This is a genomic window from Plantibacter sp. M259 (assembly GCF_006065115.1).
Classification (GTDB): domain Bacteria; phylum Actinomycetota; class Actinomycetes; order Actinomycetales; family Microbacteriaceae; genus Plantibacter; species Plantibacter auratus.
In genome coordinates, this window is sequence record NZ_CP040750.1 from 1,926,069 (window position 1) to 1,949,524 (window position 23,456).

21 protein-coding genes and 1 pseudogene are annotated in these 23,456 nt (G+C 69.3%); 17 read left to right on the top strand and 5 right to left on the bottom strand.

Annotated elements, in window-relative coordinates:
* The first annotated feature begins 3 nt into the window (after nucleotides 1–3).
* From FGL15_RS08900 to FGL15_RS08920, 5 genes are read left to right on the top strand one after another with little or no spacing between them, the layout of a single operon-like run.
* Complete coding sequence (locus FGL15_RS08900; protein WP_138945758.1) at nucleotides 4–1,080, top strand: ABC transporter permease; 1,077 nt, start codon at nucleotides 4–6, stop codon at nucleotides 1,078–1,080.
* Complete coding sequence (locus FGL15_RS08905) at nucleotides 1,077–1,499, top strand: hypothetical protein (protein ID WP_138945759.1); 423 nt, start codon at nucleotides 1,077–1,079, stop codon at nucleotides 1,497–1,499. Before FGL15_RS08900 ends, FGL15_RS08905 begins: the two co-directional genes overlap by 4 nt.
* Complete coding sequence (locus FGL15_RS08910; RefSeq protein WP_079704339.1) at nucleotides 1,496–1,720, top strand: helix-turn-helix transcriptional regulator; 225 nt, start codon at nucleotides 1,496–1,498, stop codon at nucleotides 1,718–1,720. The genes FGL15_RS08905 and FGL15_RS08910 overlap by 4 nt, the downstream gene beginning before the upstream one ends.
* Entirely contained in the window at nucleotides 1,692–2,675 is a 984-nt protein-coding gene (locus FGL15_RS08915) for an ABC transporter ATP-binding protein (protein WP_138945760.1), read from the top strand. Before FGL15_RS08910 ends, FGL15_RS08915 begins: the two co-directional genes overlap by 29 nt.
* Nucleotides 2,672–3,445, top strand: coding sequence for an ABC transporter permease (locus FGL15_RS08920; RefSeq protein ID WP_138945761.1), 774 nt, complete (start codon nucleotides 2,672–2,674; stop codon nucleotides 3,443–3,445). Before FGL15_RS08915 ends, FGL15_RS08920 begins: the two co-directional genes overlap by 4 nt.
* A gap of 24 nt (nucleotides 3,446–3,469) precedes the next feature.
* On the opposite strand, the gene FGL15_RS08925 is transcribed toward FGL15_RS08920, so the two are convergent.
* The 3 genes from FGL15_RS08925 to FGL15_RS08935 are packed head-to-tail and all read right to left on the bottom strand — an operon-like array spanning nucleotide 3,470 to nucleotide 6,718.
* Nucleotides 3,470–4,651 carry a low temperature requirement protein A gene (locus FGL15_RS08925; RefSeq protein WP_240773875.1) on the bottom strand — a complete coding sequence of 394 codons (1,182 nt, stop codon included), beginning with the start codon at nucleotides 4,649–4,651 and terminating at the stop codon, nucleotides 3,470–3,472.
* A 7-nt stretch (nucleotides 4,652–4,658) separates the two neighbouring features.
* A complete protein-coding gene (locus FGL15_RS08930; RefSeq protein WP_138945762.1) occupies nucleotides 4,659–6,038 on the bottom strand; it encodes a HAMP domain-containing sensor histidine kinase in 1,380 nt (459 codons plus the stop codon).
* Nucleotides 6,035–6,718 (bottom strand): response regulator transcription factor, encoded by a 684-nt coding sequence (locus tag FGL15_RS08935; RefSeq protein WP_138947255.1) that lies wholly within the window; start codon nucleotides 6,716–6,718, stop codon nucleotides 6,035–6,037. The genes FGL15_RS08930 and FGL15_RS08935 overlap by 4 nt, the downstream gene beginning before the upstream one ends.
* An 86-nt stretch (nucleotides 6,719–6,804) precedes the next feature.
* Between FGL15_RS08935 and FGL15_RS08940 the strand changes: the two genes are divergently transcribed.
* A complete protein-coding gene (locus FGL15_RS08940) occupies nucleotides 6,805–8,865 on the top strand; it encodes a glycoside hydrolase (RefSeq protein ID WP_138945763.1) in 2,061 nt (686 codons plus the stop codon).
* On the opposite strand, the gene FGL15_RS08945 is transcribed toward FGL15_RS08940, so the two are convergent.
* On the bottom strand, nucleotides 8,825–9,790 hold the full coding sequence (locus FGL15_RS08945) for a LacI family DNA-binding transcriptional regulator (RefSeq protein ID WP_138945764.1): 966 nt from the start codon (nucleotides 9,788–9,790) through the stop codon (nucleotides 8,825–8,827). The two genes, FGL15_RS08940 and FGL15_RS08945, sit on opposite strands and share 41 nt — an antisense overlap.
* Nucleotides 9,791–9,944: 154 nt before the next feature.
* On the opposite strand from FGL15_RS08945, the gene FGL15_RS08950 reads away from it, so the two are divergent.
* The 8 genes and pseudogenes from FGL15_RS08950 (at nucleotide 9,945) to FGL15_RS08985 (ending at nucleotide 18,311) form a co-directional block, all read left to right on the top strand.
* Nucleotides 9,945–11,462 (top strand): mannitol dehydrogenase family protein, encoded by a 1,518-nt coding sequence (locus FGL15_RS08950; protein ID WP_138945765.1) that lies wholly within the window; start codon nucleotides 9,945–9,947, stop codon nucleotides 11,460–11,462.
* Nucleotides 11,459–12,462: pseudogene (locus FGL15_RS08955) on the top strand (L-idonate 5-dehydrogenase). Before FGL15_RS08950 ends, FGL15_RS08955 begins: the two are co-directional and overlap by 4 nt.
* Before the next feature lie 63 nt (nucleotides 12,463–12,525).
* Complete coding sequence (locus FGL15_RS08960; protein WP_138945766.1) at nucleotides 12,526–13,917, top strand: MFS transporter; 1,392 nt, start codon at nucleotides 12,526–12,528, stop codon at nucleotides 13,915–13,917.
* Nucleotides 13,918–13,948: 31 nt separating this feature from the next.
* Nucleotides 13,949–15,190, top strand: coding sequence for a D-mannonate dehydratase ManD (gene manD / locus FGL15_RS08965; protein ID WP_079704346.1), 1,242 nt, complete (start codon nucleotides 13,949–13,951; stop codon nucleotides 15,188–15,190).
* A 157-nt stretch (nucleotides 15,191–15,347) separates the two neighbouring features.
* A complete protein-coding gene (locus FGL15_RS08970) occupies nucleotides 15,348–16,436 on the top strand; it encodes a hypothetical protein (RefSeq protein ID WP_138945767.1) in 1,089 nt (362 codons plus the stop codon).
* Between the two features lie 40 nt (nucleotides 16,437–16,476).
* Nucleotides 16,477–16,989 (top strand): hypothetical protein, encoded by a 513-nt coding sequence (locus FGL15_RS08975; protein WP_138945768.1) that lies wholly within the window; start codon nucleotides 16,477–16,479, stop codon nucleotides 16,987–16,989.
* A 30-nt stretch (nucleotides 16,990–17,019) separates the two neighbouring features.
* Nucleotides 17,020–17,925, top strand: a complete 906-nt coding sequence (rarD, locus tag FGL15_RS08980) for an EamA family transporter RarD (protein WP_138945769.1) — start codon at nucleotides 17,020–17,022, stop codon at nucleotides 17,923–17,925.
* Between the two features lie 86 nt (nucleotides 17,926–18,011).
* Nucleotides 18,012–18,311: a hypothetical protein gene (locus FGL15_RS08985; RefSeq protein ID WP_133059905.1), complete on the top strand. Its 300-nt coding sequence runs from the start codon at nucleotides 18,012–18,014 to the stop codon at nucleotides 18,309–18,311.
* Nucleotides 18,312–18,389: 78 nt separating this feature from the next.
* On the opposite strand, the gene FGL15_RS08990 is transcribed toward FGL15_RS08985, so the two are convergent.
* On the bottom strand, nucleotides 18,390–19,412 hold the full coding sequence (locus FGL15_RS08990; RefSeq protein ID WP_138945770.1) for a LacI family DNA-binding transcriptional regulator: 1,023 nt from the start codon (nucleotides 19,410–19,412) through the stop codon (nucleotides 18,390–18,392).
* 151 nt (nucleotides 19,413–19,563) lie between these two features.
* Between FGL15_RS08990 and FGL15_RS08995 the strand changes: the two genes are divergently transcribed.
* The 3 genes from FGL15_RS08995 to FGL15_RS09005 are packed head-to-tail and all read left to right on the top strand — an operon-like array spanning nucleotide 19,564 to nucleotide 23,380.
* Nucleotides 19,564–21,573 carry a beta-galactosidase gene (locus FGL15_RS08995; protein ID WP_138945771.1) on the top strand — a complete coding sequence of 670 codons (2,010 nt, stop codon included), beginning with the start codon at nucleotides 19,564–19,566 and terminating at the stop codon, nucleotides 21,571–21,573.
* Nucleotides 21,570–22,514: a carbohydrate ABC transporter permease gene (locus tag FGL15_RS09000; protein WP_085511469.1), complete on the top strand. Its 945-nt coding sequence runs from the start codon at nucleotides 21,570–21,572 to the stop codon at nucleotides 22,512–22,514. Before FGL15_RS08995 ends, FGL15_RS09000 begins: the two co-directional genes overlap by 4 nt.
* Nucleotides 22,511–23,380, top strand: a complete 870-nt coding sequence (locus FGL15_RS09005; RefSeq protein ID WP_079704354.1) for a carbohydrate ABC transporter permease — start codon at nucleotides 22,511–22,513, stop codon at nucleotides 23,378–23,380. Before FGL15_RS09000 ends, FGL15_RS09005 begins: the two co-directional genes overlap by 4 nt.
* The last annotated feature ends 76 nt before the right edge of the window (nucleotides 23,381–23,456 follow it).

The window sequence follows — 23,456 nt, forward strand, 5'->3', positions numbered from 1 at the left end:
CTGATGGCGGCGCTCACCGAGCGCGCGGGACGCGGTGGCGCCGCGTTCCGGCGGCTGGCGTCGATGAGTGCTCGCGACGTGCTCAGGAACCCGCTCACCGGGATCTCGATGTGGTTCATGACCGGCATCATCCTCGTGATCTACGTCTCCATGTGGCTCGCGTTCGTCGTGCTGGGCCCTGCTCCGGTCACCGCGCTGGACACGGACGATCCTGGAGTCTCGTCGGCGCTGGAGCGGGCCGGTGTACGGGTGGTCGCCGACGACGCCCCCGATCGGAACACGCGGGTGACCGTGCGCGAGGGGCGCGCCCTGGTCGTGCTCGACGCTGCGGACCAGGCTGCGTGGGACCCGATCTGGCGAGGGCTGCGCGACGCAGGCGTCCCTGCCCACGGGGTGACGGTGACGGACGACGAGGGCGACGTGAAGATCGACCCGCTCCAGGAGAACCTCGGCATCGTGGTCCTGGTCGGGGTCGCGAGCCTGGCATTCATCGGGACGACCGTCCCACTCGTGGCGATGCGGGAGCGCGGGCTGCTCCGGCTGCTCGGCGTGACGCCGCTCCGCCGGTCGACCTTCCTCCTCGCCCAGCTCCCCTTGCGCGCGCTGGTGGCGGTGGGGATCCTGGTGCTGACGACCGGGATCGCGGTCTGGCGCAGGTACGTCGACGGCGTGGACCTCCTGGCCTTGGGGGTCTCGTTCCTCCTCGGAGCAGCGATGCTGTTCGCTCTGGCGCTGGTGTTCGCCGCCCGATCGCGGAACGCCGAGGCGACGCAACAGACGATGGTGATGGTGACGATCGGGCTCGTATTCGCATCGGGTGGGCTCCTGCCGCAGTCCATCCTCCCCGCCGTCGTGCAGGTCGCCATGAACTGCCTGCCCACCACTTGGTTCGTCGCCGCCGCGAGTGCCTCACTGACCGGGGCCGAACCGTTCCTCCCCGTCCCCGCGCTCTGGGGGCTCATGTCGCTCGTCACCGTCGCAGCAGGCGTGCTCGCCGTGCGGTGGTTCGAGTGGGATCAGTCCGAGCGCGACGGGCGGACGACCACGATGTCCGACACGCAACGAGAGGTGGCAGCATGAACGAGCGCGCGACACGGGGGTCGACGCCGCAGGAGCGTCGTGCGTCCCGCAGATACATGTGGGAGATCACGGCCGGTGCCGTCGGGTTCCTCCTGACATTCCTCTTCCTGCCGGAGCTGTTCCCCACCGAGCCGGGATCGCCCGCAGCCGTCGTGGTCGCACTCGTCCCGCTCGTGCCGGTGGTGTGGATCGTGATCGCGCTCATCCGGCACGTGCGCCGTGTCGACGAACTGCAGCGCGGAGTGATCGTGCTGAGTCTCGCCATCGGGTTCGGTGCGGCGATGCTGATCAGCCTCGCGGTCGTGTTCCTGTCGACCGCCGGTGTCGTCGTCCCCCAGCCGGAATGGTGGGTGTTCATCGGCGGGATGGCGGTCTGGGGCGTGACCATCGGCGTCGTCTCCTTCCGGGCAACCCGATGAAGAACGACGTCCGCGCCCTCCGTACCGAACGCGGGTGGACCCAGGTCCAGTTCGCTGAAGCACTCGGCGTCTCCAGGCAGACGGTGAACGCGCTCGAGACCGGGCGCTACGACCCGTCCCTGCCGTTGGCGTTCCGGGTCTCCGCATTGCTCTCCCGCCCGATCGAGGAGATCTTCTTCCCGGGTGAACACGATGCCCCGCCGTCTGGAGGACGACGATGAACGAACGAGACCGAGTGGTCGTCACCGTCGACCGGCTCAGCAAGCGCTACGGCGACCGGAGCGTCCTGCGCGGCGTCTCCCTCCGGGTCCACGCGGGCGAGGTGTTCGGCCTGCTGGGACCGAACGGGCCGGGAAGACCACCACGCTCGAGACCATCGTCGGACTCCGCCGTCCCACCGACGGAACCGTCCGGGTGCTCGGACGAGACCCGTCCATCGACCGCCGATACGTGACCGAGCGGATGGCGGTGCAGCCGCAGGCCGCCACCCTGTTCCCGACGCTGACCGTCGCGGAGACGCTCGACCTCTTCGCGTCGTTCTACCGCGACGTGCGGCGTCCCGAGGAGGTCTTGGACGAGCTCGATCTGGCGGAGGCAGGGCGCGTGCGCGTCAAGCACCTCTCAGGCGGCCAGGAGCGTCGCCTGCTGATCGCCATCGCGTTGGTCGGCAATCCCGAGATCGTCGTGCTCGACGAGCCGTCGGCCGGACTCGACCCGCAGGCTCGACGGAACCTCTGGGGCATCATCCGGCGCCAGCAGGAACGCGGGACCACGATCCTGCTCTCGACGCACCACATGGACGAGGCCACCCAGGTCTGCGACCGGATCGCCGTCCTCGTGGACGGCTCGATCGCCGCCTCGGGGGAGCCGGAGACCCTGGTCCGGGAACACGCCGCCACGGCCACGGTGACCTTCGAGGTCCCCGGCCGGACCACCGCGGACGCACTGCGTTCCCACGACATCCCCGGCGAGATCACCGTGACGGCGAAGGGCGCCGTCAGCCTGGTCGGGATCGTGACCGACGACCCCGACGCCGTGCTGCGCCGACTCACCTTCTCCTCCGGTCTCAGACCGCGCGGGTTCCGAGTGGCGCACGGGTCGCTCGAGGATCTCTTCATCGATCTCGCGAATCGGCCGACGTCTGCAGCCGAGAGCGACCGGGCCCACAGCCCATGAGTACGGCGCACCCGTTCCCAGCGCAGGTCCGGAGCTTCGCCGCAGCCCACGCGCACGACCTCGTCCGGGACCCGCGCTCGATCATCGCGCTCGTGGCGAGTTTCCTGGCCTTGATCGGACTGCTCTGGGGTGTGGACGCCCTCGTGGCGACGGCGTCCGGCACGCCTGCCGGTGTGCTGGAGCGCGGCCTCCCGCTTGTTTCGAGCACGGGATCGATGGCGATCGCGTTCATGCTCACCACGGTGCCGCTGGTCCGGCATCGCAGCACCGGCCTGCTGCGGGCGCTGTCGACCTCGCCGGCCCGTCGCGACGCGTACCTGCTCGGACATCTGCCGATCCGCGTGGGGTTGGTCGTCGTCGAGGCCGCGGTGATCATCGCCCTGGCCGCCTGGACGGTGCCAGGCCGTCCACTCTCCGACCTCGTCGCGATCGCCGGCACGATCCTGCTCGGTGGCGCGATGCTGCTCGGCTTCGGCTATCTCCTCGCGGCGCGGTTGTCGAACCCGGACATCGCCATGCAACTCGCGTACCTGCTGCCGATGCTCGCTCTCGCCACGTCCGGGGCGCTCTTCCCGCTCGCGGTCCTTCCGGAGTGGGTCGCCGGTCTCTTCCGGCTCCTGCCCACGACCTGGATCGTCGGCGCACTCGAGGCGATCATCTCCCAAGGCCCTCAGCCCGTGCCGCTCGCGGTGGTCTGGAGTCTGATGGCGGCATGCGCGCTCGTGTCGGGTCTCGCGGCCGCCCGGCTCCACCGATGGGACGTCGGCTGATCGGCGGAGCTGCCGTCCGCCGCGTCAGTCCCGACGCGGGGGTGCCGTCGAGTCGCGCTCACGGATGCGCTGCACCTCCAGCACGAGAACGGCGAGCCCGACGGCGACCGCGGTCCCGAGGACGGTCACGATGGGCAATGCCGCCGATGCGAGCACGGCCGCGGCGGCCAGGAGGAAGAGGACCGAGGCCGTCGTCGAGATCCTGCCGCGGAGGAGGACCACCCACACCGCGACCATGTACACCGACACGGGGACGGTCAGCGAGAACGACGCGTCGGAGGCGGTGAGATGCTCGCCCGCGTGGGTCAGGAGGTCGAGCTCCACCTCGATTCCCGCGGAGACCGCGCCCGCGGCGGCGAAGACGACGTAGTGGGCGTACCCGAAGGCGAACCCCTCGCGTGACGAGGTCAGCCGATCACCCTGCTCCCGGCTGAAGTAGATCCACCACATGCCGGCTGCGAGGACGATGCCGGCGACGGCCAGGCCGACGAGGCCATCGATCCGTTCGTCGCTGTTGGCCGCGTCGATGATGGCGTTCGCCGACCCCAGGAGGCTCTCGCCGAGCAGGATGAGGGTGAACAGTCCGTATCGCTCCGCGACGTGGTGCGGATGCCAGGGGGTGCGGTGGACGCGTTCGGCCCACACCGGCACGAGGACCTCGAGGAGCATGGCCGGCCAGAAGGTCCAGAACTGCCCCTCGACGGGCAGGGCGAGGCGGGCGACCCAGAGCACCTGGACGAGACTGATGCCGATGGCGAACCGGAGCGCGACCGCCCGCTGCTCGGGATCCGAGATCGCGAGTCGCACCCATTGGGCCACCATCGCCAATCGCATGATCACGTATCCGACGGTGATGATCGTCCACTCGCCGTCGACCATCGCATCGTGCACACCGGCGGCGAGGACGAGGACACCCGCCATCTGCACGATGGTCGTGAGGCGGTACAGCCAGTCGTCGGTGTCGAAGGCGGAGGCGAACCAGGTGAAGTTCATCCATGCCCACCAGATGGCGAAGAAGATCATCGCGTAGGAGACGGTGGTCTCCGCCGCGTGACCCTCGACGATCCCGTGGTGGAGGTTCTGCGAGGCCTGGGACACGGCGACCACGAAGACGAGGTCGAAGAGCAGTTCCAACGGGCTCGCCACCCGGTGACCCTCGCCGGGGTCGCGGCCGGTCATACGAAGGAGGCCCAGTCGGTTCAGCACGGTCCCATCATCCCGTGCGGGCGGAGCGGTGAGCGTGCGGTGCTCGGATCGGCAGCCGGATCGTGATCGTCGTGCCTCGTCCCGGCGCGCTGGTGACCTCCACCCCGCCGTCATGTCGCTCCACGGTGCTGCGGACCATCGCGAGGCCGATCCCGGAGCCCGGCACCCGGCTGCCGGGTTCGCCGCGCTCATACCGCTCGAAGATCCGGGGGAGCTCCGTCTCGGCGATGCCCGGCCCCTGGTCGATCACCGAGACCCACCAGGAGGTCTCGTCGGCCGACGATTCCAGCCGCACCTCGGAGTCCTCGGCGCTGTACTTCATCGCGTTGTCGAGCAGGTTCACGACGGCCCTGGTCAGGAGCTCGGGGTCGGCGGTGCAGGAAGCGTCGCCGAGGCGGGAGCGCACGAGCAGGGACCTGGTCGGCCACCGACGCCGGGTGACCGCGATGGCGTCGTCGACGATCATGCCCGGGCGTACCACGCGGGTGGTCAGTGGGCCGGCGTCCGCCCTGGCGAGGTCGGTGATGTTGACGACGAGCGTCGCCATGTCCATGGCCTCCTCCTTCATACGGGTCAGCAGCTCCCGCCGCAGCGCCTCGGGCAGGTCCGGCCGTTCGAGGACGGAGACGTTCGTCAGCAGCGCGGTCAGCGGACTGCGGAGGTCGTGCGAGGCATCCGAGATGAGGTCACGGCGCGCGGTCTCGGCCGCATCGAGCCGGTCGAGCATGTCGTCGAACGCGACGGCGAGACGCCCGACTTCGTCGGGGCGATCGATCGTCGTCCTGCCGGCGGGGTCGCGAACGGACACGAGGTGTTCGGCCCGCTCCGTGAGCTGCAGCAGCGGACGGGCGATGCGATGCGCGACGACGGCGCTCGTCATCGCCGCTCCGAACACCGTGATCGCACCGGCGACCGACAGGACGAGGAACAGCATCGATGCTGCACGATCCGTTCCGGCGCTGCTGGAACCGGTGATGAGCGCGCGACCGTCACCGAGCGGCACCGTCACCACGCGGATGCGCGTGGACCCGATCGAGTCGTCCGAGAAGTACGGGCGCCGGTCGGTCGAGGACGCGTCGGTCACCGCGAGCTGGGCGGGCGTGATGTGCAGGCCGCTCGACGATCGCCCTGCCGGGGTCCGCGTGTCGATCACCTGCGTGCAGGCCGGACTCGACGCGAACTCGCAGTATCCGCTGCCGACCCAGTCGGTTTGCGCGCGGACGAGACTCGCGACCCGGGAGGCCTCACGGAGGAGCGCGGTGTCCTGCGTCGACCGCAGGAGCTGTGCACCGACGAATCCCACCGTCAGGGTCAGGACGAGGACCGCGCCGGCGACGATCCCGCCGACCGCGAGGACGAACCGTCGGCGGATCCCGGAACGCATCATCCGACGAACCGGTAGCCGACGCCCCGGACCGTCAGGATCATCCGCGGCCCGCCGGTGCCCTCGAGCTTGCTGCGGAGCGAACTGACGTACACCTCGAGGGAGTTGGACCGGGGAGCGACCGTGCCTCCCCACAGCGCCTCCGACAGGACGGACCGCGGCACCACCTGCCCGGCGTTGACCGTCAGGCAGGCGAGGAGGGCCGTCTCCAGAGTGGTGAGCTGGATCGTCGCCCCGTCGAGGACGACGCTCCGCGATGCGGTGTCCAGATGTATCCGCTCGTGCGTCGAGGCGCCGGTGGCCGGGAGGCGACGGGCGAGTGCCCGCACCCTGGCGGTGAGCTCCTCCAGGGCGAACGGCTTCGAGAGGTAGTCGTCGGCACCGGCGTCCAGACCGATGACCCGATCCTGCAGGCCGTCCCTCGCGGTCAGCATCAGGATCGGCACGGGGTCACCGGCCGCGCGGAGGGTGCGGCACACGCTCAAGCCGTCCCGACCCCTCATCATCAGGTCGAGGATGAGGAGGTCCGCGTCCCAGTCGATGAGGACCCTGAGCGCATCGTCACCGTCGGCTGCGGTCGCCACATCGAAGCCGTCGAGGGTCAGTGCCGTCTCGAGCGACCGCCTGATCTGCAGATCGTCGTCGACGACGAGCACACGCGTTCGGGGAGGGTTCACGTTCATCACGGAGGAACTGTAGGTGTCCTCCGCTGGCATACCTCTGTGAAGGACTTCAGTTTCGCTTCATGATCCGGCGACAGCATGCCGCCATGAACATCTCACGCATGCGAGGGCCGGCGCTCGCCGGAGCCGTCGCCTCCTTCCTCCTGCTCGGTTCGGCCTGCTCGGCGGAACCGAGGCTCCCGTCCGCCATCGAGTGGGACGGGTCCGTCCTCCGGATCCCGGTCGCCGGTGGGGCCGCGGTCGTCGATCCGGCGACGCTCGCGGTCGACTACACCGCGGCGACCGGCCGGACGCGGTCATGGTCCGGGCCGGTCGACGAACCACTCGGCACTCCCTCCGTGCCGGTCGTCGACGGGGACACGGTCTCCTGGACGTACGCGGACCGCGGCCTCGACGTCCGGATGTCACAGGGCGATCGCCTCGACGTGGACGTCTCATCGACCGACGGCGAGCTCGCCTGGCCGGTCTCCGCGGCCGACACCGACACGCGGTCGGTCGAGTTCCCGAACGGTGAGGGTCAGTCCGTCCCGGTCGACGACCCGTTCTGGCTGTCCGAGGAGGCCGGCCTGGCCGGGAGTTCCTGGGACTTCGCCGGCGGACTGACCATGCCGTTCTGGGGGACGAGTACCGATGACTCGGGTGTGAGCTACGTCGTCGAGACCGACATCGGAACCAGCTTGGACTTCTCTGCTGGAACCGGCCGACTGCTGGCCACCGCGACACACCGGTTCGACGCGGGCCGTGGCACCGGCACCTACTCCGTGGCGATCGCCCCGACGGATGGGAACCCCGTCGCGGCGGCCCAGGACTACCGTGCGCAGTTGCTCGCCGTCGACGGGATCACGACCCTCGACGAGAAGATCGCCCGGAACCCTGAGGTGGCGAAGCTCGTCGGAGCACTCCACGCGTACACCTGGGGTGACGGGCGTGACGCCGCGATCGTCGGCAGGCTGCAGGAGCTCGGCATCGAACGGGCCTGGCTCGGGTACGACGCCGACGGTGCGCCGATGGACCCGGCGGCGGTCGCTGCAGCCGAGCAGGCGGGGTTCCTCGCCGGGCCCTACGACACCTGGGACAACGCGCAGGACCCGGCGGACGCTGACACCGAGTCCTCCGTCTGGCCGGGTGACATCTGGCCGGCCGGCTGCGTCACCGACGAGGCCGGTGACCCCGTGGGCGGCTTCGGGGGTCGCGGTTGCTACGTCAGCACCGCAGCGCTCGACGCCGCACAGGAGGCGTCCGGAGTGCTTTCGAGTCGAGTCGCCGACTTCACCGCGAACGGTGCGGATTCGTATTTCCTCGATGTGGACGCCGCGGGTCAGCTCTTCCGGGACTTCTCACCGGGTCACCGTCAGACGGAGGCCGAGGATCGCAACCGTCGGCTGAACCGGATGCTGCGGCTGAGCGAGGGTGCGTACTCCGGTGGGGTGCCGCTCGTCCTCGGCTCGGAGACCGCAGCCGCCTGGGCGAATCCGGCGCTCGCGTACTCCCACGGGTCCAGTACGCCGCTGACCGACTCGATCTGGACCTTCCAGAAGGACCGGGAGCAGTACGGGGCGTACTGGCCCGAGGAGCGCCCAGCGTTCTTCTTCAAGCCCGCAGAGCTGCCGGAAGCCCTCGCCACGGCGATGTTCGACCCGCGCTACCGCGTGCCGCTCTACGAGACCGTGTTGCACGATTCGGTGGTGTCCACCGACCGTTGGGAGATGGGGCTGTTCAAGTTCCGCGGTCTCGTCGCCGACCGGATGCTCACGGGACTCCTCTACAACACGCCGGCACTCGTCGCGTTGGATGAGCAGGTGCTGGATGAGCGCGGAGCGGAACTGGCCGCGCTGCAGCAGACCTTCGCGTTCCTGCAGGATACTGCCGGGACGAAGCCCCTCACCTCGTTCGAACGTCTCGGCGGGTCCGTGCAGCGGACCGTGTTCGGCGACGGAGCGCTCACCGTGACCGCGAACTTCGGCGACGGCGAGGCCGAGGGGTGCCCGCGGGCTGTCTGGTCGCGACGACCATGGGCGGCGACTCGCGGTCGTTCTGCCCGTGAGCCCGGTCGGTGGGGTGCCGGGGACCTCCGGCGCCTCACCGCGTGCGGGGTGTCGCCGGAGGTCAGTCCCGACGCGGTGGTGCCGTCGAGTCGCGCACGATGAGCTGCGAGTCGAGACTCGCGACCGAACGGGGCGACCCTCCGGCCATGGCCTGGAGCAGCACCTCGACCGCCAACGACCCGCACCGGTTGATCGCGAGCCGAACGGTGGTGAGACCGGGCTGGCGGATGGACGCCATCTCGATGTCGTCGGTGCCGATGATGCTGAGGTCCTCGGGGCAGCGCTTGCCCATCGAGGTGATGCCGGCGTCGATGCCGAGGGCGACGAGGTCGTTGTAGGCGATGACCGCCGTCGCACCACTCGCCACGATGGTGGCCGCTGCGGCGAGGCCGCCCTGGATCGAGGCCGCCTGGTGGCCCAGGCGGGTGAACTCGATGTCGAGCTGTGCGCATGCCGCCGCGACCGCGTCGCCACGGCGGAGATCCGCCCAGGAGTGCTTCGGACCGGCCGCGTAGGCGATGTGTCGGTGACCCAGTGCGGCGAGGTGCTCGACCGCCTGCCGTGGCCCGCTCTCGGTGTCCATCACGACGTAGGGCAGGCCGTCGATGATGCGGTTGACCACCACGACCGGGGTGTCGCCCACGAGCGCGCGGATCTCGTCGTCGGGGAGCCGTGGCGAGCAGAGGAGCATCCCGTTGAGCTTCCGCGCCAGTTCGAGCTGCTCGTGCTCCCGATGCAGGTCCTCATCGGTGTCGAACAACACCGGGCGGTGTCGTCCCTGCCAGGCCTGGGCGTGGACGCCCTTGAGGAGCGTCGCGTAGACCGGGCTGGCGATGTCGGGGACGATGACGCCGAAGGTCTTCTCGGCCGTCGAGCCGTTCGGGTTCGCGTACCCGAGGTCCGCCGCCGCCGTGAGGACCCGCTCGAGCGTCGCGTCGGCAAGGCGATCCGGCTCGCCGAACGCCCGTGACGCGGTGGCGATGGAGACGCCCGCGTGACGGGCGACATCGGTGAGGGTGGCGGTCACGGTTGATCCTTCGCGGGGTCGGGTGTACTCATGATGCGGCATCGTGCTGCCATGAAACTACTTGACAAACTTTGTACAAACCATTCAGAATCGCTTTCATGATGATCGACGCGGATCTCCTCCAGCCGACGACGCAGTGCCCCGAGGCTCGGCGATGACGGCCCTGCCGCCGCGACTGGGCGCTGGTTCGGGCCCGCGTCCGTTGCACCCGGCACCGTCCGCCCCCGGCATCCTGCACCTCGGCCTCGGCAACTTCCACCGAGCGCACCAGGCCGTTTACACAGCGGCTGCGCTCAGCGCGGGCAGCGATGAATGGGGCATCGTCGGTGTCGCATCCCGGTCCCGAGCGGTCGTCGACGCCATGCAGGCGCAGGATCTCCGTTATACGGTCGCCGAGATCTCACCCACCGGGGCCTCGTTCTCCGTGCCTGCGGTGCACACCGACGTGTTCGTCGCGGCGGAGGATCCGGAGCGCGTGGTCGGTACCCTCGCGGACGATCGCATCCGGGTCGTCACGCTGACCGTGACGGAGCACGGCTACAGCGCCTCGCCGTCGACCGGCCTCCTCGACCTGAACGACCCGCTGATCGCAGCCGACCTCCGCGGAGGCGCGCCGCAGACGACCATCGGCCAGCTCGCCCGCGGTCTGCAGCGTCGGGCTTCGGGTAGCGGTGCCCCGATCACGATCCTGAGCTGCGACAACCTGAGCGAGAACGGCGTGCGCACCGAGGCACTCGTCCGCGCATTCCTCACCGAGCTGCGCGGCAACGAGGGCGCGGAAGCGCTCGCCTACCTCGACAGCGCGGTCGCCTTCCCGTCCAGCATGGTCGACCGCATCGTCCCGGCGACGACCCCGCGACTGCGCGAGCTCGTGGCCGCCCGCCTCGCCGTCCGGGACGACGCGCCCGTCTCCGCCGAACCGTTCACGATGTGGGCGATCGAGGACCGCTTCGCCGCCGCACGGCCTGCCTGGGAGGCCGGGGGCGCCGTGTTCACCGACGAGGTGGGCGCGTACGAGCAGATGAAGGTGCGGCTCCTCAACGGGACGCACTCGCTCATCGCCTACCTCGGTGCGCTCCGCGGGGTGGCCACGATCTCGGAGTCGATCGCCGACACCACCGTTGAATCCTCCGCACTGGCGATCCTCCGCGACGAGTACGAACCGTCCGTGCGGTTCCCGTCCGGCGTCGACGTCCGCGCGTATGAGCGGCAGCTCTTCGAACGCTGGGCCAACCACGCCCTCGGGCACCGCACGGCGCAGGTGGGCACCGACGGGTCGGTGAAGCTCCGCCAGCGCATCCCGGAGCCCGCCCTCCGTCTGCTCGAGGCCGGATCCGTTCCGCACCTCATCGCCCTCACGGTCGCGGCCTACCTGTCCTGCATCGCCCCGATGCCCGGGTTCGACCCCGGTCCGCACGCGCGCGCCATGGTCGATCCGGCCCGCGAGGAGCTCGCCCGGCTGGCGGACACGTCGACGGACGGTCGGCACCTCGCGGAGCGGGTGATTGCCGAGCTGCACCTCTTCGGACAGGACCTCGCCGAGCAGCCGACCTTCATCTCGCGGGTCGGCGAACTGATCGACACGATCCGCCGACACGGCGTCGACGCCGCCATCCGCGACAGCATCTCCGCCTCGCAGGTACCTATGACCACGACAGGAGCCCACCGGTGAAGACGCTCGCGATCCACGGCGCGGAGGACATCCGCTGGGAAGACGCCGTCACCCCGGAACCACGCGACGGCGAGGTCCGCCTCCGGGTGCGGTACGTCGGCATCTGCGGCTCCGACCTGCACTACTACTTCAACGGAGCGAACGGCGAGTACGTCATCCGTGAACCGCTCACCCCGGCCACGAGCTCTCGGCCGTCGTCGACGTGGACCCCTCCGGTCGGCTCGCCCCCGGCACCCGGGTCACCGTGCACCCGGCGCGGTACGGCCCGAGCCTGCCGGGGCTCGAGGACCGCCCACACCTGCGGCCCGGCGGCGACTACCTCGGGAGCGCCGCGGCGGACCCGCACCGACAGGGTGGGGCCTCGGAGTACCTGATCGTCGAACACTCGATGGTGCGAGTCCTGCCCGACGCACTCCCGCTCGAGCGGGCGGCGCTCGCCGAACCCCTCGCGGTCGCCATGCACGCGGTCGGGCTGGCCGGTGACGTCCGCGGTGCGCGGGTCCTCGTGATCGGTGCCGGGCCCATCGGTCTGCTCGTGATCGCCGCGGCCGGCCGGGCCGGTGCAGCGACGATCGCGGCGAGCGACATGCGCGAACAGGCACTGGAACGCGCCGCGACCGTCGGAGCCGGTGAGCTCCTGCTCGTGGGTCGCGACGCCGTCGCCGACGAGTCCTACGACGTCGTTTTCGAATGCTCGGGCGCACCGGTCGCCCTGACCCAGGCGGTCCGGGCCGCGAGACGAGGCGGGTCGATCATCCAGGTCGGCATGCTCCCTAACGCCGACAGCCCGATCAACCTCGCCCCCATGCTCGCCAAGGAGCTCACCATCCGCGGCGCGTTCCGCTTCTCCACCGAGATCGACGACGCGATCGCGTTCCTCACCGAGGGCGATCTCCTCGACGCCGTCGTGACCCAGGTCATCCCAGCCGATGAGGCGGTCGACGCCTTCGCCGTCGCTCGGGACTCGACCCGCTCGGCGAAGGTGCTCCTCGCCTTCTGAGCCACCCACCGCCCACTCCCACCCCCACTTCCGCTGCATCCCGTAGGTCCGAAGGAGTACCTCATGTCAGAACCCAAGTCGTCCGTCGCCACCGGCGACCCCACCGCGAACCGATCCGTCCGCGACCTCGTCCGGGCCGCCATCTCCGGGTGGCTCGGCACCGCGCTCGAGTTCATGGACTACCAGCTCTACTCGCTGGCCGCCGCGCTCGTGTTCGCCGACCTCTTCTTCTCCAACGAAGATCCGGCCATGGCCGTCGTCGCAGCGATGGCGACGTACGGGGTCGGCTACGTCGCCCGTCCGGTCGGCGCGTTCTTCTTCGCCCGGCTCGGCGACAAGACCGGCCGGACCAAGGTCCTCTTCTACACGATCCTGCTCATGGGCCTGTCGACGACGCTCATCGGCTTCCTGCCGACCTACTCGCAGGTGGGCCTCCTCGCGCCGATCCTGCTGGTCCTCCTGCGGATCGCGCAGGGCTTCGGAGCGGGTGCCGAGATCTCGGGCGCCGGCGTCATGCTCGCCGAGTACGCCCCGGCCAAGCGCCGCGGCATCATCGCGTCGCTCGTGGCGCTCGGAACCAACTGCGGCACCCTGCTCGCGTCCGCGCTCTGGGCCGGTCTGCTCCTGGCGTTCAGCGAGGACGAGGTCATCGCCTGGGCCTGGCGCATCCCGTTCATCGGCAGCGTCGTGATCATGCTCTTTGCAGTCTGGGTCCGCTTCAACCTCAAGGAGAGCCCGGTCTTCGAGGAGCGTGACGACGTCGTCGACGGCAAGGCGCTCACCAAGCAGGAGACGATCGCCCTCGCGACCGAGACCGGCAACCTCCGCACCCTTGAGGCGATGAACCGCAAGCCGATCAAGGCGTTCAGCATCGCGCTCCTGCTGCGGTTCGGTCAGGCCGGCAACTCGGGACTCGTCCAGACGTACCTCATCAGCTACATCACCGTCGTCCTGCTGCTGGACCGGTCGATCGGGGTGAACGCCGTCATCGTCTCCTCGCTCGTCGCCTTCATCACCGTGCCGCTCTCCGGCTGGCTCGGGGACCGGTACGGACGGAAGCGCATGTACATGGTGTGGGCGATCATCGCGCTCATCGTCATCGTCCCGACCATGCTCATGATCCACAGCAAGGACACCGCCTTGGTGTTCGTCGGTTACGTCGTCCTGCACAACCTGGCCGTGATGAGCTTCGCGTCGCTCGAGAACCTGACGCTGCCGGAACTCTTCGGCGCGCGGAACCGCTACACCTACACCGCGATGGCCCGGGAGATCGCCGCGATCGTCGCGACCGGCGCTGGCCCCGTCATCGCCGCCGCCTGGGTGTCCGCCGCCACCGGTTCGTTCATCCCGATCATCATCATGCTCGGCGTCTTCACCCTCTGCGCCCTGGTCGCGTCCATCTGGATGCCCGAGGTCGCCGGTCGGGACCTCACCGACCCGCGCGACGCCATCTGACCGGCACCCGACCTCCTAGAAAGGACCCCCCATGAGCATCGAACGCGCGGACGTCATCGTCACGAGTCCCGGCCGGAACTTCGTCACCCTGAAGATCACCACCAGCGACGGCGTCGTGGGCTGGGGCGACGCGACCCTCAACGGTCGTGAGCTCGCTGTCGCGTCGTACCTCGGCGACCACGTCGCGTCGATGCTGATCGGCCGCGATGAGGACCGCATCGAGGACACCTGGCAGTACCTGTACCGCGGACCCTACTGGCGGCGCGGACCCGTCACGATGGCGGCCATCGCCGCGGTGGACATGGCGCTCTGGGACATTAAGGCGAAGAAGGCCGGGGTGCCGCTGTACCAGCTGCTCGGCGGTGCGAGCCGATCGGGGATCCGGGCGTACGCCCACGCCTCGGGGACGGACTACCAGGCGCTCGCCAACGCGATCACCGGGTACCAGGAGCTCGGGTTCACCGCGGTGCGCGTGCAGACCGGTGTGCCGGGGCTCGGGCAGGTGTACGGGGTGTCCGCCTCAGGGCCCGGCGTCCGCTACGACTACGAGCCGGCGAAGCGCGCGGCGGACGGCTCGGCGGCCACGGCACCGACCGAGGAGTCCTGGGACACCGCCGGCTACCTCGCGCACATGCCGGGCGTCTTCGAACGGATCCGCGAGGACTTCGGGACGGGCCTCCGGATCCTGCATGACGGACACCACCGCATGTCGCCGATCGAGGCCGCCCGGTTCGCGAAGGACATCGAGCCGTACAAGCTCTTCTGGCTCGAGGACTGCACACCGGGGGAGGACCAGACCGCCCTGCGGCTCGTCCGCCAGCACTCGACCACGCCGCTGGCGATCGGCGAGGTCTTCAACTCGGTGTACGACTACCAGACCCTCATCACCGAGCGCCTCATCGACTACGTCCGCTCGGCGGTGACGCACACCGGTGGCATCACGGCGATGAAGAAACTGCTCGACTTCGCGGCCATCTACGGGATCCGTTCCGGCATCCACGGCCCCACCGACATCTCGCCCATCGGGATGGCCGCAGCGCTGCACCTCGACCTCGCGATCCACAACTTCGGGATCCAGGAGTACATGCCGCACAACGAGCAGACCCTCGAGGTGTTCCAGACCTCCTTCACCTTCGACGACGGCTTCCTGCACCCCGGCGAGCAGCCCGGCCTCGGCGTCGAACTCGACGAGGACGCAGCCGCCGCCTTCGAGTACACGAAGGCGTACCTGCCGGTGAACCGGCTGACGGACGGCACCGTCCACGACTGGTGAGCGGCGGCGGTATCTGGTGCTCCGCGGCTGTGAGGTGAGATGATGCGGTGCTGCCTCGAACGCGTGCGGTCCTCCGCCACGTCCGTCCCGATGCGCGAGGCGCTGTAGGTTCCGGGACGGCAGCTCCTCCCTGCGACCCGGAATCGAAGGATGCCCGGTGCACGAGGACCCGACCGTCGGCGCTGCCGACACCGCTGAACCAGTCACCCGCGGCGGCAGCGTCGCCCCCGTCGCTTCGCCGTCGCACCGACTGCGTCCGGTCGCCTTCGGCGGTGTCATCGCCGCCACGGTCGTCGTCGCCGCGGCCTGGGTGGTCGGCGCGTCGGTGTCGCTGACGGCGGCCACGGCACCGTCGGTGATGCTGCAGCCGTACCTCGACGCACTGGAGGACGGGCACCTCGAACGGGCAGTCGCGATGGACGGGACCGCTGCTGCCGCCGCCGAACTCGGCTACAGCGTCGACCTCCTGACCGACGAGCGGTACGCGCTCGCGACCGACCGCCCGACGGCTTATCGCGTCGGAGCGACCCGGACCGAGAACGGGGTCGCCACGGTCGACGTCGCGTTCGAGCGCGGCGGTGAACGACAGACCACGGCGTTCACGCTGCGCGCACAGCCGTCCGGCTTCCTGTGGTTCAGCGCGTGGCGCATCGAACCGGCGAGCCTGCCGACCATCACGGTGCCCACGGTCAGGTTCGGTGCGCTGGACCTCTTCGTCGGAGGAGAGCATGTGGGCACAGTGGATGAGACGACGGTCTACGTCGTCGGACCGGGGAAGTACGACATCGCGGCCGACTCGACCACCGGCTTCTTCGACTTCGAGGTGCCCAGCGTGGAGGCCGAATGGGACGGCGGGCCGACGGCGTATCTGTACCCGACACTGACGGCGCTCGGGCAGGAGGGGGCGACCGCTGCGGTCCACGCGTACGTGGACGCCTGCATCGCATCGACGTCCTATGAACCCGAGGGCTGCTCCATCGCGATCGACAATTCGGAGGGCGACGAGATGTCGGGCGTCACCTGGGTGTTGACCCGTGGTCCCGAGTTCGAGTTCTCGGAGTACTCCGCGACGGCGGGGTTCCTCGTGACCACCACCCGTCGGGGTAGTGCCGACTTCCTCGCCGCATTCGCCTCGGCGTCGGGCGAATACGGCATCGTGACCGCGGAGGACTGCGAGGTGTGGGTGGACGGCGCCGTCGTGTTGTCGACCGACGGCACGTGGACCTTCGACCCGTACACCTGGTGAGGATGGGCGACATGATGCACCTGGCGACGGAAGGCAACGCATGAAGTACGTTCCCGCGTTCGGCCTGAAGGCGCAGGTGTTCATGCTCTGTGTGGCGCCGCTCTTCCTCTTCCTGGTGACTCCGAAGGACAAACTCGCGTCCGCCGGACCGGTCCTGGCCGTGGCCTTCGTCGTCCTTGCAGCTGCGGCATGGACCACACTCGTCGTGACGGCACACCGGATCGTCGTGCTCGATGAGCACCTGGTGGTGTACACGGCCTTCCGCTCTCGCGTCGTCCGTATCGACGACGTCACCTCGATCGGACCGAACTGGAGACCTCAGAGCTTCCGCATCGCTCTGAGGGATGGTCCGAGCATCAGGGGCCACTGCCGCAACGGCTACGCCGCGTTCGCTGAGGACCTGACGACCAGACACCCGTCGATCGAATTCCGGTGGCCCACGCTGAAGCCCAAGACGGACCAGTTCATGGAATCGGGCTACTCCGAGCTGACGGAGGACGAACGTCGCGAAGCCGAGGCCCTCGTCCTGGCCGCCCGGTCGGCCGCGAGCTGAGCTGCCCGCGCGACGATAGGGTGAGGACCCGTGACGGCCGCACTTCCCCCTGAGCATCGCGAGACGACGCCCCGCGGGGTCCTCGTCTCCGTCGTCGCCTCGTTCCTGTTCGCGGCGCTGTTCTTCCTGCCACCGCTACTGGAGCCGTTCGGGGCGAACGAGATCTTCGCCTGGCGCGTGATCGCGACGGTGCCGGTGCTGGCGACGCTCATCGTCGTGTTCGGGTGGTGGCGGGACGTCCGCGACATCGCCGTCCGTCTCGCACGTCGTCCGCTCCTCGTCCTCGTGGTCGTGGTCGACGGGCTCCTGTTGTCCCTGCAGCTGTGGCTCTTCGGTTGGGCACCGCAGACGGGGCACGGGCTCGAACTCGCGCTCGGCTACCTCCTGATGCCCCTGGCGATGGTCGTGGTCGGCGTCGTCCTGCATCGGGAGCGACTCGCACCGCTCCGGATCGCCGCGGTCGCCGCAGCCGCCATCGGCGTCACCGCCGCGATCGTCGTGGCCGGTGGGCTGTCCTGGGCGACCATCGCGGTCGCCGTCGGCTACCCGGTGTACTTCGCGATCCGGCGCCGAGCCGGGCTCGACTCGATCGGTGCGTTCTGCTTCGAGCTGGCGGTCCTCGTCCCCGTCGCGATCGTGCTGGCGCTGCAACCGTCCTCACTCGCCATCCTGGCCGCGCGCCCGCAGCTGGGCTGGGGGATCGTGCTCCTCGGGGTGATCGGTGGCGTCGCCCTCGTGCTGTACCTCGTCGCGAGTCGCCTGCTGTCGTTCGGTGTCTTCGGACTGCTCAGCTACCTGGAACCGGTGCTGCTGGTCCTCGTGGCGGTCCTCCTGCTCGGCGAATCCCTGACGCTCGCCGACGGGTTCGTCTACGGCCCGATCGTGGTCGCGCTCGTGCTCTTGGGGCTCGAGACCGTGCGACGCCCGTCGCGCTGAGCGCCTTCCCGCAGCACGGCGCGTCGCCGCGAACCTGTGAAGTCAAGCCTCGGGACGCGTTCCGCGAGCGCGCCTACCCTGATGTCATGGTTACGAAGCATGCTCCAGCAGTGTCGCTCGAGCCGTCCTTTCCCTCGCAGCACGATGTGTCTCCAGCGCGAGACTCGTCCGAACGGCACCACGTCGTCCCGATCGGTGCCCGGCAATGGCGGATCTCGAACGACGCCGATCCCTCCTCACCCGAGTGCTGTCTCGCGTACGTCGAGGCACAGGGCACCGGCTACGACGTGCTCATCGTCGCGCCCAGCCCGCCTGAATGGCTGCACGTGGACACCTTCGACGAGGCCAAGCGCGCCGCGATCCGACGGCCGTCACCGCAGCTCTGAGACGCTCCACCGGCATTCGTTCGCCCATTTTTGGGCGACGGAGTGTTCGGTCGCCCAAGAATGGGCGAACGAATGGGTTCAGACGCTCCCGCGACGCACGATCGACGTGGGGACGAACGAGCCGACAGGCGAGATCGTCTCCCCCCGCAGCTGCGCGAGGAGCACCTCCGCCGCGCGCTGACCGACGGCCGCCGCCGGCTGGTGGACGGTGGTGAGCGGCGGATGGCAACGGAGCGCCCAGGCCGAGTCGTCGAAACCGACGACCGACACGTCCTCCGGCACGCTCCGCCCTGCTGCTCGGAGGGCTTCGAGCGCTCCGGCCGCGACGGCGTCCGAAGCCGCGAACACACCGTCGACGGCCGGCTCCCGGCGGAGCAGTTCCGACATGCCGGCGAAGCCGTCCTGGTGCGAGTAGAGCGGGACCTCCACGACGAGTCGTTCGTCGAGGCGGTCGCCGAGCGCGTCACGGAACCCTGCGAGTCGGTCGGAGCCGGAGTCCCGGTCGAGGGCTGCCGCGATCATGCCGATGTGCTGCCGGCCGGCGCCGATCAGCTCACCGGTGATGTCGACCGATGCCGCCCGGTTGTCGATCCCGACGAACGGGAGTTCACGGAGGTCGGGTGGGTGGCCGACGAAGGTCGCGGGGAGGCCGAGGCGCTCGATGACGCGCGTGATCGGGTCGTTCTGGCGAGCGGAGACCATGATCACCCCGTCGACGAAGCCACCGGAGAGGTACCGGGTGATGCGGTCGGTGTCGCGCTCGGAGTCGACGACCAGGCAGACGAGCTGGTGGTCGGCCTGTGACAGGGCCTCGTTCGCCCCGAGCAGGATGTTGCCGATGTTGGGGTCGTCGACGAACAGGCTGTGCGGCTCGTGGACGACGAAACCGACGGCCTGGGTGCGCTGCATGACGAGGTTCCGGGCGGCCGTGTTCGGCACGTAGCCGACCTTCTCGATGGCGGCCTCGATCGCCTCGCGTGCTTCAGCCGACACGTAGCGCTCGCCGTTGACGACCCGGCTGACCGTGCCCCGGGAGACGCCGGCTTCGACGGCGACATCGTGCACCGTCGCTCGTTTGCGTCGGGTCGGCGGAGGGGTCACGGCTCCACCCTAGCGCCGGTCCGGGCGGCCTTCGGCGGGCTCCGTGTTGACAGATTCAGAAACGCACGCCTACTCTGTGTACGTTCACAGACTCTCAACGTGGAGTTGTCGCTCTTCGATCTGTGCACGTTCACAGATCGCGGAAGGCACCATGAGCACGACCCCCACGTTCAGCCACGACGGCATCGCCTACGGCTGCGACTACAACCCCGAGCAGTGGGATCGGTCCGTCTGGCGCGAAGACGTCGCGCTCATGCAGGAGGCGGGCGTCGACCTCGTCGCCCTCAACATCTTCGGCTGGTCGCACCTCGAGCCACGGCCGGGGGAGTTCGACTTCGCCGGGCTCGACGAGATCCTCGACCTGCTCCACGAGGCCGGCATCCGGGTCAATCTCGGGACCGGCACCGCATCAGCGCCGCCGTGGCTGACGTTCCGGCACCCGGAGATCCTCCCCGAGACCGAGGACGGGACGACGCGCTTCCCCGGCGGTCGCCAGGCCTGGTGCCCGTCGTCGGCGGTCTTCCGTCGCTACGCACTCGAACTCGTGGAGCGCGTCGCCGTCCGATACGGCGCGCACCCCGCCGTCGAGCTCTGGCACGTGTCGAACGAACTCGGCTGCCACAACGCGCTCTGCTACGACGACGAGAGCGCCGAGGCCTTCCGGGGCTGGCTCCGCGCCCGCTACGAGACGATCGAGCGTCTGAACACCGCGTGGGGCACGTCGTTCTGGAGCCAGCAGTACAGCGACTTCGCCGAGATCCTGCCGCCGCGCCTGACCCTGTCGAGCCGGAACCCGAGCCAGGTCATCGACTTCCACCGCTTCTCCTCCGACGAGCTCCTCGGCTACTACCGGGCCGAGCTCGAGGTCCTGCGCCGCCACAGCTCCGTGCCCGTCACGACCAACTTCATGGTCACCGCGCACATCCGGAACCTCGACTACTGGCAGTGGGCGCCCGAGATGGACATCGTCGCCAACGACCACTACCTCGACAACCGCCTCGCGGACCCCACGGCCGAACTCGCGTTCGCGAGCGACCTCACGCGCGGTCTCGCCGGGGGCGGTGCGTGGTTGCTCATGGAGCAGTCCACCGGCGCGGTCAACTGGCAGCCGCAGAACCTCGCGAAGGCACCGGGCGAGATGACCCGGAACTCCCTCACGCACGTCGCGAAGGGCGCGGAGGCGATCTGCTTCTTCCAATGGCGGGCGTCACTGCAGGGCTCGGAGAAGTTCCACTCGGCCCTCCTGCCGCACGCGGGCACCGACTCCGACGTGTGGCGCGAGGTCGTCGAGCTGGGCGGCACGCTCGACCGACTCGACGAGATCACCGGCACGCGCGTCCAGGCCGATGTCGCGCTCCTCTTCTCCTGGGAGAACTGGTGGGCCGCCGACGGCGAGAGCCGCCCGACCCACGCGATCGACCACCTCTCGCAAGTCCACGCGGTCCACGCGTCGCTGCGTCGTCTGGGTCACACCGTCGACGTCGTGCGTCCGGGAGCCGACCTCTCCGCCTACCGGCTCGTCGTCGTCCCGAACCTGTACCTGGTGCGCGACAGCGAGGCCGCGGTCGTCTCGGACTTCGTCGCAGCCGGTGGGCACGCCGTCGTCACGTTCTTCAGCGGCATCGCCGACGAGGAGGACCGGGTCCGCCCCGGCGGCTACCCCGGTGCGTTCCGCGAGCTGCTCGGCGTCAACGTCGAGGAGTTCGCCCCCGTCCTCCCCGGCCAGGTGCTGACGCTCGCGTCGGGCCGGACCGCGACAGCATGGTCCGAGCGGACCCGCGCCCGCGGTGCCGAGGTCGTCGACTCCTTCGCCGACGGCCCGTCGGCCGGTCGCCCGGCCATCACGCGCAACCGCATCGCGGGTGGCGGCGACGCCTGGTACCTCGCGACGAACCTGGACGCCGACGCGCTCGACGAGGTGCTCCGGGACGCAGCCGCGGGGGCCGGGTCGCTGCCGCAGGGTGATCCGGACCAGCCGGGCCTCGAGGTCGTCCGCCGCGCAGATGAGGGTCGGAGCTACCTCTTCCTCATCAACCACTCGACGAACGACGTCGAGCTGCCGGCCAGCGGGCGCGAGCTCGTCACCGGCCAACCCGTCGACTCCATCGCACGCGTGCCAGCCGGCGCCGTGCGCGTCATCAGAGAGGACCGCACGCGATGAGCGTCAACATCGAGACGGCCGAGGCGACGTCGCCACGGCCCGTCCGCCCGCCGAGGGCGGCCAAGCTGCCGAAGGCGGTGGTGCAGCACAAACGGGCGATCGCCATCTTCATCGTCCCGTTCGCCGTGCTGTTCGCGCTGTTCTACCTCGTGCCGATCGGGTACGCGGTCTACCAGTCGCTGCTCGTGATCGAGCGTGACGGCACCTTCGGCCAAGCACGGGAGGTGTTCGGTGGACTGGCGCAGTACGTGCAGGTCTTCCAGAACGGCCCGTTCTGGCAGTCCGTCGGACGGGTACTCCTGTTCGGCGTCGTCCAGGTGCCGGTGATGCTCGGGCTCGCGCTCCTCTTCGCGCTGCTGCTCGACTCACCGCTCCTGCGGGGCAAACGGTTCTTCCGCCTCGCGTTCTTCGTGCCGTACGCGGTGCCCGGCGTGATCGCCGCCATCATGTGGGGCTTCCTCTACTCGCCGAACCTGTCGCCGTTCACCGCGGTCACGCAGAACGTGGACTTCCTCTCGGCCGATCTCGTGCTCTGGGCCATCGCGAACGTCGTCACCTGGGTGTTCGTCGGCTACAACATGCTCATCATCTACTCCTCGCTGCTCTCCATCCCCACGGAGATCTACGAGGCCGCCCGGCTCGACGGTGCCGGTCAGGCGCGCATCGCCTGGTCGATCAAGATCCCGCTGGTGATGCCGGCGATCGTGCTCACGGCGATCTTCTCGATCATCGGCACGCTGCAGCTCCTCGCCGAGCCGCAGGTGTTCCGCACCTTCAGCTCGGCCGTCAGCAGCACCTTCACCCCGAACCTCACCGTCTACACCACCTCGTCCATCCCGAACGTGAACCTCGCAGCCGCCTTCTCGGTCGTGCTCGCGTTGGCGACCTTCGTCCTCTCCTTCGGGTTCCTGAAGTTCACGCAGCGAAAGGAAGGCAAATGACCGCCATCCTGTCCACCGGCCGCGGCCCGCAGGAGAGCCGCCTGTCGCGCGCCGGCGCGCTCATCGTGATGCTCGTCTTCACGCTCTACTTCCTCATCCCGATCTGGTGGCTGTTCATCGCCTCGACGAAGTCGTCAGCGCAGTTCGGCAATTCGGCTCCGCTCTGGTTCGCGGACTTCAACCTGTTCGAGAACATCGGCCAGCTCGTCGCCTACCGCGACGGCGTCTACCTCAAGTGGATGCTGAACTCGGTGCTGTACGCCGGCCTCGGCGCACTGCTCGGCACCCTCTTCGCGGCCATGTGCGGCTACGCCCTCGCGAAGTACCGGTTCCCGGGACGCGACCTGATCTTCAACGTCGTCCTCGGCGGTGTGCTCGTCCCCGCAACCGCGCTCGCTCTCCCGCTGTTCCTCATCTTCAGCCAGGTGGGCCTCACGAACACGTTCTGGGCGGTCTTCCTGCCCTCGTTGGTGAGCCCCTTCGGTGTCTACCTGACGCGGATCTTCGCGGCGTCGAGTGTGCCTGAGGAGCTCCTCGAGGCCTCGCGTCTCGACGGCGCCGGTGAGATCCGGACGTTCTTCACCATCTCCGTGCGACTGATGTTCCCGGCGCTCGTCACCGTGTTCCTCTTCCAGTTCGTCGCCATCTGGAACAACTTCTTCCTGCCACTCATCATGCTGCGCGACGAAGCCCTGTTCCCGGTCACCCTCGGGCTCTACTCCTGGAACTCGCAGGTCAACCAGATCCCCGAACTGCGCCTCTACGTCCTCGTCGGCGCATTCCTGTCGATCATCCCGCTCGTCATCACCTTCCTCCTGCTCCAGCGGTTCTGGCGCTCCGGCCTCGGTGCCGGCGCCGTGAAGTAGTCGGACCGACGAGCTGACACTCCTCTCCATCCCGCATCAACACCTATCCCGCACCATTCACAGAAGAACGGATTCG

Bases quoted from the DNA above. Each gene is read 5' to 3' on its own strand.
- FGL15_RS08950 (WP_138945765.1), top strand. From the start codon at position 9,945: ATGACGGCCCTGCCGCCGCGACTGGGCGCTGGTTCGGGCCCGCGTCCG.
- FGL15_RS09005 (WP_079704354.1), top strand. From the start codon at position 22,511: ATGACCGCCATCCTGTCCACCGGCCGCGGCCCGCAGGAGAGCCGCCTG.
- FGL15_RS08905 (WP_138945759.1), top strand. From the start codon at position 1,077: ATGAACGAGCGCGCGACACGGGGGTCGACGCCGCAGGAGCGTCGTGCG.
- FGL15_RS08960 (WP_138945766.1), top strand. From the start codon at position 12,526: ATGTCAGAACCCAAGTCGTCCGTCGCCACCGGCGACCCCACCGCGAAC.
- FGL15_RS08900 (WP_138945758.1), top strand. From the start codon at position 4: ATGGCGGCGCTCACCGAGCGCGCGGGACGCGGTGGCGCCGCGTTCCGG.
- FGL15_RS08920 (WP_138945761.1), top strand. From the start codon at position 2,672: ATGAGTACGGCGCACCCGTTCCCAGCGCAGGTCCGGAGCTTCGCCGCA.
- FGL15_RS08975 (WP_138945768.1), top strand. From the start codon at position 16,477: ATGAAGTACGTTCCCGCGTTCGGCCTGAAGGCGCAGGTGTTCATGCTC.
- FGL15_RS08935 (WP_138947255.1), bottom strand. From the start codon at position 6,718: ATGAACGTGAACCCTCCCCGAACGCGTGTGCTCGTCGTCGACGACGAT.
- FGL15_RS09000 (WP_085511469.1), top strand. From the start codon at position 21,570: ATGAGCGTCAACATCGAGACGGCCGAGGCGACGTCGCCACGGCCCGTC.
- FGL15_RS08915 (WP_138945760.1), top strand. From the start codon at position 1,692: ATGCCCCGCCGTCTGGAGGACGACGATGAACGAACGAGACCGAGTGGT.
- FGL15_RS08910 (WP_079704339.1), top strand. From the start codon at position 1,496: ATGAAGAACGACGTCCGCGCCCTCCGTACCGAACGCGGGTGGACCCAG.
- manD (WP_079704346.1), top strand. From the start codon at position 13,949: ATGAGCATCGAACGCGCGGACGTCATCGTCACGAGTCCCGGCCGGAAC.
- FGL15_RS08940 (WP_138945763.1), top strand. From the start codon at position 6,805: ATGAACATCTCACGCATGCGAGGGCCGGCGCTCGCCGGAGCCGTCGCC.
- FGL15_RS08930 (WP_138945762.1), bottom strand. From the start codon at position 6,038: ATGATGCGTTCCGGGATCCGCCGACGGTTCGTCCTCGCGGTCGGCGGG.
- FGL15_RS08985 (WP_133059905.1), top strand. From the start codon at position 18,012: ATGGTTACGAAGCATGCTCCAGCAGTGTCGCTCGAGCCGTCCTTTCCC.
- FGL15_RS08995 (WP_138945771.1), top strand. From the start codon at position 19,564: ATGAGCACGACCCCCACGTTCAGCCACGACGGCATCGCCTACGGCTGC.